General features: G+C 71.9%; 7 protein-coding genes. 5 read left to right on the top strand and 2 right to left on the bottom strand.

Annotation, left to right across the window (positions count from 1 at the left end; translation table 11 throughout):
* Positions 1-559, top strand: a 559-nt coding sequence (locus FNH09_RS43255) for a TIGR03943 family putative permease subunit (protein ID WP_152895351.1), incomplete at its 5' end; no start/stop codon positions are given.
* Between the two features lie 5 nt (positions 560-564).
* Here FNH09_RS43255 and FNH09_RS43250 read toward each other — a convergent pair.
* Positions 565-1,233: a CGNR zinc finger domain-containing protein gene (locus FNH09_RS43250; RefSeq protein WP_238427440.1), complete on the bottom strand. Its 669-nt coding sequence runs from the start codon at positions 1,231-1,233 to the stop codon at positions 565-567.
* A gap of 89 nt (positions 1,234-1,322) precedes the next feature.
* Here FNH09_RS43250 and FNH09_RS43245 point away from each other — a divergent pair, with 89 nt between their 5' ends.
* Positions 1,323-2,096 carry an MBL fold metallo-hydrolase gene (locus FNH09_RS43245; RefSeq protein WP_152895349.1) on the top strand — a complete coding sequence of 258 codons (774 nt, stop codon included), beginning with the start codon at positions 1,323-1,325 and terminating at the stop codon, positions 2,094-2,096.
* A 98-nt stretch (positions 2,097-2,194) separates the two neighbouring features.
* On the opposite strand, the gene FNH09_RS43240 is transcribed toward FNH09_RS43245, so the two are convergent.
* Positions 2,195-2,821 carry a hypothetical protein gene (locus tag FNH09_RS43240; protein ID WP_152895348.1) on the bottom strand — a complete coding sequence of 209 codons (627 nt, stop codon included), beginning with the start codon at positions 2,819-2,821 and terminating at the stop codon, positions 2,195-2,197.
* 483 nt (positions 2,822-3,304) lie between these two features.
* On the opposite strand from FNH09_RS43240, the gene hemL reads away from it, so the two are divergent.
* From hemL to FNH09_RS43220, 3 genes are all read left to right on the top strand, one after another.
* Positions 3,305-4,636 (top strand): glutamate-1-semialdehyde 2,1-aminomutase, encoded by a 1,332-nt coding sequence (hemL, locus tag FNH09_RS43230; protein ID WP_152895347.1) that lies wholly within the window; start codon positions 3,305-3,307, stop codon positions 4,634-4,636.
* Positions 4,637-4,704: 68 nt separating this feature from the next.
* A complete protein-coding gene (locus FNH09_RS43225; RefSeq protein WP_152895352.1) occupies positions 4,705-5,352 on the top strand; it encodes a histidine phosphatase family protein in 648 nt (215 codons plus the stop codon).
* Between the two features lie 180 nt (positions 5,353-5,532).
* Positions 5,533-6,837 (top strand): polysaccharide deacetylase family protein (locus tag FNH09_RS43220; RefSeq protein ID WP_162469971.1); only part of this gene is annotated, 1,305 nt, incomplete at its 3' end.

Genomic DNA, 6,837 nt, shown 5'->3' with positions numbered 1-6,837 from the left:
TGGGCACGGGGGTGACGGGCACGGGGGTGACGGGCACGACCACTCCTCCGTGCCCCGGGTCGCCTGGCTGCTGTTCCTGCCCGCGCTGAGTCTGCTCTTCTGCGCCCCGCCCGCCCTCGGCGCCTACACGGCCGCCCGAGAAGCGCCCAAGGCCGTCACGCAGCAGCGGCATTTCGACCCGCTGCCCGCGGCATCGCCGGTGCCGCTGACCCTCACCGACTTCACCCGCCGGGTGCAGCAGGACCGCGCACGGGCCATCGAGGGGCGCACCGTCCGGATGACCGGCATCGTCACGCCAGACCGGAACGGCGGCGGCTGGTACCTGGCCCGCATCATCTTCACCTGCTGCGCGGCGGACGCCCAGTCCGTGAAGGTGCGGATCTACGGCGCCCCGGCCCTGGCCGCCGACACCTGGGTGTCCGTGACCGGGACCTGGCACCGCGCCGGGACGCTGGGCACGAGGTCCGCCCCTGCCGCGCTCGACGCCCGTACGGTCAAGCAGATCGCCCAGCCGGTGAACGCGTACTCGGACGCCCTCCCGCTGGTCCCGTCCGCCTGACGAGGTCAGTTCTCCCCGGTGCCGGTGCCGGTGCCGGTGCCGGTGCCGGTGCGGCGGGCGTACGCGCGGGCGGCGCGGGCGCGGTCACCGCACCGGGTGGAACACCAGTGGCGGCGGCCGTGCCGCAGCAGATAGCGGTTGCAGGGCGGGGAACCGCAGGCGGTGAGCCGGTCCGCGTCGGAGCCGGTGAGCAGGTCGGCGGCGTCGGCGGCGAGGGTCGCCAGGGCGCGCTCGACGATCCGGGTGGTGGGGTGGGACAGGGCCCGGTGCAGCCCGCGGGTGGCGTCCCAGTTCAGCAGGGAGACCGCGGGCGCCCGGGTGAGCGCGTCGTTGAGGCCGTTCAGGGCGCTGCCGGGGGCGGGATGGCCGTCGACCCGGGAGGAGACCAGGGCGCGGATCTGTTCGCGCAGTGAGCGCAGCTGGGCGGCGCAGGTCTCCCGCAGTTCCGCCTCGGCCGGCGCGAGGCCGTGGTCGACCAGCCACCGGGTCGCGGCGGCGGGGGTGCCCAGCAGGTCGAGGACCTGCCCGCCGGGCAGCGCGACGGCGCTGTTGGCGAGGTCGAGGGCCGGATACCGGTCCGCTCCGGGCGCGACCGGTATCCCGCCCTCCTCGGACGTCACGGCCCCCTGGGCCTCCTCGTGCTCGTCGGGCTCCACGGCCCCGGTCTTCCGCATGGCTCTCATGGTACGTCTTGCGTCCATCCGTGAGAAGCGACTACCGTCTCTCACGGTTAAACGACTTCTCATCCGTGAGGTGTTTTCTGATGGCCCCTGTCGACGCGACCACCGAACAGATTCCCGTCCGGGTCTTCGGCGGACCGACCGCCCTGATCGAGTACGGCGGACTGCGCCTCCTCAGCGACCCGACCTTCGACGGGACCGGTCACTACCCGACCCCCGGCGGGCCCACCCTGACCAAGACCGCCCCGTCCCCCGTCGAGCCGGGCGACCTCGGCCCCGTGGACGCGGTGCTGCTCTCGCACGACGAACACCCCGACAACCTCGACCGCTCCGGCCGGGCCCTGCTCGCGGACGTGCCGCTCACCCTCACCACCCGCGGCGGCGCGGCCCGCCTGGGCGGCACGGCCCGCGGACTGGCCCCCTGGGAGTCCGTGCGACTGGACCGGCCCGACGGCGGCACCGTCACCGTCACGGCCGCCCCCGCCCTGCACGGCCCCGAGGGCGCCGAGCCGATCTCCGGCGAGGTCATCGGCTTCCTGCTGACCTCGGACGACCTGCCCACGGTCTACGTCAGCGGGGACAACGCCTCGCTCGACCTGGTCGGGGAGATCGCGGACCGGTTCGGGCCGGTGGACACCGCCGTGCTCTTCGCGGGGGCGCCCCGCATCCAGCCCCTCTTCGACGGCGCCCTGCTCGTCCTCGACGGTGCCGGAGCCGCCGAGGCCGCCGGGATCCTCGGCGCCCGTCGGGTCGTACCCGCGCACTGCGACAGCTGGGCGCACTTCACGGAGACCCGCGAGGACCTGGTCGCGGCCTTCGAGGCGGCGGGAGTGGCGGACCGGCTGCAACTGGACTGAACCGGCACCGCGCGCGGCCGCCGGCCAGAACTCGGCGCGGGCGCACAAACGGCGAGGGCGGAGCCCGCAAGCTCCGCCCGTTCGTAAGAAACCTCAGGTCACGGCCACACCAGGCAGTACGGCTGATGCCCCGCCTCGTGCAGTCGGTGGGAGAAGTCCTGCCACTCGTGCAGGAGCTGGTAGACGTTGAACGCGTCCCGCGGGCCACCCCGGTCCGGGACGGTCGACCAGATGAACGCCGCCGCGCCCACCGCTTCCTCGCCCACGTCGCGCAGGGGGTCGACGACCGTCGTCGGGAGCTTCACGACCGCGTAGTCGGGGTGCAGGACGACCAGTTCCAGCGGGGGCACCTTGTTGAGGGGGACACCCTGGATGCCGGTCAGCACCATGGCCGCCATCGTCTCCGGCTTGATCTTGGTGAACATGCCGCCCATGCCGAGCTCGTCGCCGCCGAGTTCCTCGGGACGCATCGAGATCGGGACGCGGGCCGCCGTCGCGCCGTCAGGCGCGCCGAAGTATTTGTACGTCACCCCCACCCGACCACCATTCCTGCTACCGGCCCTGAGCCGGTCGACCTCACGGTCGAGCCGGTCGGACTCAGACGGTGCACCATGTGCCTGAAGTGTTTCGTGCGGCTCCTCCGCCTCGCGCCGGTGTTTTCCCCGTTGGGCGCGTCGAGGACCCAGACCGTCAGTCCCCTCGCCCAGCCCGCCACCGCGATGCATATCTCCACCCGACTGCTTTTCTAGGACGCGTGGCCCCCGCCGCGCAACCCGATCATCGTGACAGTGACCTCCCCCACGGTCGCTCGCCGAAACGTGCGCTGAAACAACGGCCCACAGGATCTTCGCAGCCGAGAGCAAGCCCTGTACGAGCCCCTGAGCGAGCTTCTGGGCAGGCCTTCGAGCGAGCCCGGGCAGGCGCGCGCGATCCGGCACGGCTCGGCCCGTCCGTAGCTCTGTGTATCAGGTGCCAGTTTCGCAGATGGTACGTGGCGGTCCACCGATTTGCCCGGTCCGGTCCAGCTCGGCCGTCTCCTCCGCTCGTACCGTTCCGGCCCGGACACGGTCGGTCACGGCCGCGCGTGCGGCCGGGTGCGCGGGGTGCCCCGCTGCTCCCTGCCGTCCCCCGGCCCTGGCCTACCCTGAGGAGGTCACGCAGCAAGCGGAGTCCGAACAAGTCGGAGAAGGTCGGAGAAGTCGCAGGTCATGAGCGAATCGCCCTCTTCAGGAGCGCCCTATCCCTACGAAGCGCCTGCCTCGCAGGCCCTGTTCGACCGCGCGTCCGCCGTCACGCCGGGCGGGGTGAACTCCCCGGTCCGCGCCTTCCGCGCGGTGGGCGGTACGCCCCGGTTCATGGTGTCCGGCACCGGTCCGTACCTGACCGACGCGGACGGTCGGGAGTACGTCGACCTCGTCTGTTCCTGGGGCCCGATGATCCTCGGCCACTCGCACCCCGAGGTCATCGCCGCGGTGCAGGCGGCCGTCTCCCGCGGTACCTCCTTCGGTACTCCCGGTGAGGGCGAGGTCGCGCTCGCCGAGGAGATCGTCGCGCGGGTCGAGCCCGTGCAGCAGGTGCGGCTGGTGTCCAGCGGCACCGAGGCCACCATGTCCGCGATCCGGCTCGCGCGCGGGTTCACCCGCCGGGCCAAGGTGATCAAGTTCGCCGGCTGCTACCACGGACACGTCGACTCCCTGCTGGCCGCGGCCGGCAGCGGGGTGGCCACCTTCGCGCTGCCCGACACCCCCGGCGTCACCGGCGCCCAGGCCGGCGACACCATCGTGCTGCCGTACAACGACCTGGAGGCCGTGCACGAGGCGTTCCACCGGCACCCGGGCGAGATCGCCTGCGTGATCACCGAGGCGTCGCCGGGCAACATGGGCGTCGTACCGCCGCTGCCCGGCTTCAACCAGGGGCTGAAGGACGCCTGCGCGCAGAACGGCGCGCTGTACATCTCCGACGAGGTGATGACCGGCTTCCGCACCAGCAAGGCCGGCTGGTACGGCGTCGACGGGGTCAAGCCCGACCTGATGACCTTCGGCAAGGTCATGGGAGGCGGCTTCCCGGCCGCCGCCTTCGGCGGACGTGCCGACGTCATGGAGCACCTCGCGCCCGCCGGGCCGGTGTACCAGGCGGGCACCCTCTCCGGGAACCCCGTCGCCACCGCCGCCGGCCTCGCCCAGCTGCGTCTGCTCGACGACGCCGCGTACGCCAAGGTCGACGCCGTGTCGCGGCAGATCCAGGCGCTCGTCTCCGAGGCCCTGGGCAAGGAGGGCGTCGCGCACACGTTGCAGACCGCCTCCAACATGTTCTCCGTCTTCTTCACGGACCGCCCGGTCCGCAACTACGAGGACGCCAAGGCGCAGGAGTCCTTCCGCTTCACCGCCTTCTTCCAGTCGCTGCTGGCGAACGGCGTCTATCTGCCGCCCTCGTCCTTCGAGTCCTGGTTCGTCTCCACGGCCCACGACGAGCGTGCGGTCCAGCGGATCGCCGACGCCCTCCCGGCGGCGGCCCGAGCGGCGGCGGAGGCCACGGCGTGAGCATCGGCAACGGCACCGGCGGGCGCGGCACCGGCGCGAGCGACGGCGAACTGACCGTCGTCCACCTCATGCGGCACGGCGAGGTCCACAACCCGGACGGGATCCTCTACGGCCGGCTGCCCGGCTACCACCTGTCCGAACTCGGGCGGCAGATGGCCGACCGGGTAGCCGAGCACCTCTCCTCCCGCGACGTCACCCACGTCGTCGCCTCCCCGCTGGAGCGGGCGCAGGAGACGGCGACGCCGATCGCCAAGGCGCACGGACTCGACCTCGCCACCGACGGCCGGCTCATCGAGGCCGACAACGTCTTCCAGGGCAAGACCTTCGGTGTCGGGGACGGCGCGCTGCGCAAGCCCGACAACTGGAAGCACCTGGTCAACCCGTTCAAGCCGTCCTGGGGCGAGCCGTACGTCGACCAGGTCGTACGGATGATGGGGGCGCTGGACGCGGCCAAGGACGCGGCCCGCGGCCATGAGGCCGTACTGGTCAGTCACCAGCTGCCGATCTGGATCGTGCGGTCCTATGTCGAGCGGCGGCGGCTGTGGCATGATCCGCGCAAGCGGCAGTGCACGCTCGCCTCGCTGACGACCTTCACGTACCAGGGCGACAAGATCGTCTCCGTCGGCTACACCGAGCCGGCCCGGGATCTCGTCCCGGCCCATCTCCTCGCCGGCGCCAAGCCGGTCAAGGGGCAGGGCAAGGCCTTCGGGGCATAGCCGCCGGTACGGAGCAGGGGTACGGGCGGGGGCGCTGACGCCGACGCGAAAGCGACCTCCGGTGTTCCATGGCCCGTTCGTGACAGCCGTCGCGAGATCCGTGTGATCGCGCGGAACCACCTCGTTCGTCGCGTCCTCTGAATGAGTGACCACTTCGGAACGCGACGAACGGGGGATGCCATGCGCAATCTGACTCGAAGGGGAGCACTCGGTCTGGGCGCGGGCGCCGCGGCCGCTGCCGGGCTCGCGGGATGCGGCACCGCCGCACCCTCGAACGGCGCGACCCATGGCGCCGGTTCCGCGAGCCCCCGGGGTTCCGCGAGCCCCTCCGCGACCCCCGGCGGGCAGCCGACCCACATCGCGCGCCCCCTCGGCGACGGCTCGACCTCCTTCAGCGGCCGTCAGCCGCACCAGCCCGCAGCCCCCGTGCCGCTGGAACCCGGCCAGCAGCCGCCGCAGTTCGTCGTCTTCTCCTGGGACGGAGCCGGCGAGGTCGGCAACGGCCTCTTCCCGCGCTTCCTGGACCTCGCCAAGGAGCACGGCGCGAGCATGACCTTCTTCCTGTCCGGGCTGTATCTGCTGCCCGAGTCGAAGAAGCGGCTCTACGACCCGCCCAACAACCCGCGCGGCGCCTCCGACATCGGCTACCTCACCGACGACCACGTCCGCGCGACGCTCACCAACATCCGCCGCGCGTGGCTGGAGGGCCACGAGATAGGCACCCACTTCAACGGGCACTTCTGCGGCGGCAGCGGCTCGGTCGGCCGCTGGACCCCGCGGCAGTGGAAGAGCGAGATAGCCCAGGCCAAGGCGTTCGTGAAGGAGTGGCGGACCAACACCGGCTGGACCGATCTGGAGCCGCTGCCCTTCGACTACGACAAGGAACTCGTCGGCGGCCGTACGCCCTGTCTGCTCGGCCAGGACAACCTGCTGCCCGCCGCCCGCGAACTCGGCTGGCGCTACGACGCCTCCTCGCCCGGCGGCCGACAGGTCTGGCCCGGCAAGCGGCAGGGCATCTGGGATCTGCCGTTGCAGCAGATGCCGTTCCCCGGGCACCGCTTCGAGGTCCTCTCCATGGACTACAACATCCTCGCCAACCAGTCGGTCAACTCCACCAACGCGCCCGCCCACAACTACCCGCACTGGCGTCAGCAGGCCGCCCAGGCGTACATATCCGGCTTCCAGCGTGCATACGAGACGAACCGGGCGCCCTTCTTCATAGGCAACCACTTCGAGCACTGGAACGGCGGCATCTACATGGACGCCGTGGAGCAGGCCTTCCTGCACATCGCGCGGGAGAAGGAGAAGGGCGCGGACGTACGGCTGGTCTCCTTCCGGCAGTTCACGGACTGGCTCGACGTGCAGCGGCCGGAGGTGCTGGCGAAGCTGCGCACGCTGGACGTCGGCCAGCGGCCGGCCGGCGGCTGGCAGGAGTTCCTCAAGCCCGCCCCCGCGAACACCCCCGGCACTCCGGGCACCCCCAGC

The organism is Streptomyces adustus (assembly GCF_009377175.1).
GTDB classification, from domain to species: Bacteria; Actinomycetota; Actinomycetes; order Streptomycetales; family Streptomycetaceae; genus Streptomyces; species Streptomyces adustus.
This window is presented reverse-complemented; position numbering and strand designations above follow the sequence as displayed.

What these genes read in the sequence shown, in the direction of transcription:
- FNH09_RS43250 (WP_238427440.1), bottom strand. Translation starts at nt 1,233, where the DNA reads ATGCGGAAGACCGGGGCCGTGGAGCCCGACGAGCACGAGGAGGCCCAG.
- FNH09_RS43245 (WP_152895349.1), top strand. Translation starts at nt 1,323, where the DNA reads ATGGCCCCTGTCGACGCGACCACCGAACAGATTCCCGTCCGGGTCTTC.
- FNH09_RS43240 (WP_152895348.1), bottom strand. Translation starts at nt 2,821, where the DNA reads ATGCATCGCGGTGGCGGGCTGGGCGAGGGGACTGACGGTCTGGGTCCT.
- hemL (WP_152895347.1), top strand. Translation starts at nt 3,305, where the DNA reads ATGAGCGAATCGCCCTCTTCAGGAGCGCCCTATCCCTACGAAGCGCCT.
- FNH09_RS43225 (WP_152895352.1), top strand. Translation starts at nt 4,705, where the DNA reads ATGCGGCACGGCGAGGTCCACAACCCGGACGGGATCCTCTACGGCCGG.